We start from the raw sequence: 1,610 nt of genomic DNA, 5'->3' as shown, positions 1-1,610 counted from the left end.
GAGGAATAGGTTGTTCCTTTATTGTAGAATTCCCTCCCATATAATCACCAATATATCCACCATTGGTTGCTACTACTGCTACAGCTTTGGCAGCGTCGATGCAACTGCCTCCTCCTACCGCCACAATGACATCACATTGCTCTCTTAAGCAAAGATTAAGTGCTTCATTGATATGTAAATCCGTCGGTTCAGTGTTAACATCCAAATATGAAACATAAGAAACATCTGAACCTTCTAAATATTTTCCGCATTTTTTTACAAGACCTATTTTCTCCATTATACGATCACTTATCAAAAGTACTTTATTACCATGAGCAACAACTTGTTCCCCAAGCTGAGTTAAAGAATTTTGACCGTATATAACTGAGTTAGGCATACGAAACTCTGAATATCCTCCCATAATTCGCCTCCTTTCATTATCTTTTTTCTTTCAAAATAATGCTCAATTCTCCTTTAATAAATGTCATAACATTAATGTGCTCCCATCCTTTAAAAAAGAAGACTCCTGATGAACTCAGAAGTCATCTCTTGTTTCCCTAAGCCCACTTGTTGTTGTTTAACTCTCTACTTTTAAGAGTCACATTTTTTCATAGTGCTTTTAATTTGAAATATTAATATTATGATTAAAATGCCTCTCTATATCCTCTTTACTTACATCAGCTAAAGAATTTGGCCTCCAATGTGGTTTACGATCCTTCTCAACTAACACAGAACGAACTCCTTCATAGAAATCATGATTCTTCATAAAATTCATACTTAATTTAAGCTCCATATTAAAACATGAAGTAAGTGACTGATTATTTCCCTTCTGTAATTGACTTAAAGTTACTTTCAATGAAGTTGGAGATTTAGATTGGATTGTAGATTTTGTTTTAGATGCCCAATCGTCTCCTGAATCAGCCGCCACACCCAATGAAATAACAATTTCTTCCAGAGTTTCATATGCAAAGTGTTTATCTATTTTTAATTGCAAGGCGGAGAGAGGAGATTTTTCTACTAGATGAGAACAAAAGGAATCTAGTAACTCACAAATTTGTTTCCTTGCATCGTCCAAATTCCAATTTTTATTTTGAATCTCGTAAATGAATTCCTCCCAACGAGTACTTTCCATATAACGATTCGCAGCTCCTACATAAATTACATCAGCAGGCTGTATAGTTGCCCCAGTTAGCGCAAGGTAACGTCCTACATGACCAGGCATTTTATTCAGAAAGTAACTTGCGCCTACATCAGGGAAGAAACCGATATTCATTTCAGGCATGGCCCATTTTGTTTTTTCTGTAACAATCCTTTCACTTGCCCCGACAGATAATCCCACACCACCTCCCATAACAATTCCATCCATATAAACAAGAATTGGTTTTGGGTATTGATGTATCATTAGATCCATCCGGTATTCCGTAGTGAAGAAACGGCGGGCATGCTCTTCTACGTTAGCGTTCCGTTGATTATAGAAGAATCGCATATCACCTCCAGCACACAAACCTTTTGTTCCTTCTCCTAAAATACAAATTAACGACACTTTTGGATCTGCTCTCCACGTATCTAAAGTTGTCTTCAGACTCTCTACCATTTCTGCAGAAAGAGCATTGAGTGCCTGAGGACGGTTC

Annotated in this window: 2 protein-coding genes; both read right to left on the bottom strand. The window is 37.0% G+C overall.

From position 1 onward, the window contains the following. Positions 1–400, bottom strand: a 400-nt coding sequence (locus AC1DUW_RS28105) for an iron-containing alcohol dehydrogenase (RefSeq protein ID WP_477644089.1), incomplete at its 3' end; no start/stop codon positions are given. Positions 401–598: 198 nt separating this feature from the next. Next, positions 599–1,610 (bottom strand): enoyl-CoA hydratase/isomerase family protein (locus AC1DUW_RS28100; RefSeq protein WP_477644088.1); only part of this gene is annotated, 1,012 nt, incomplete at its 5' end.

The organism is Peribacillus sp. P4_C12, assembly GCF_056402095.1.
This window is presented reverse-complemented; position numbering and strand designations above follow the sequence as displayed.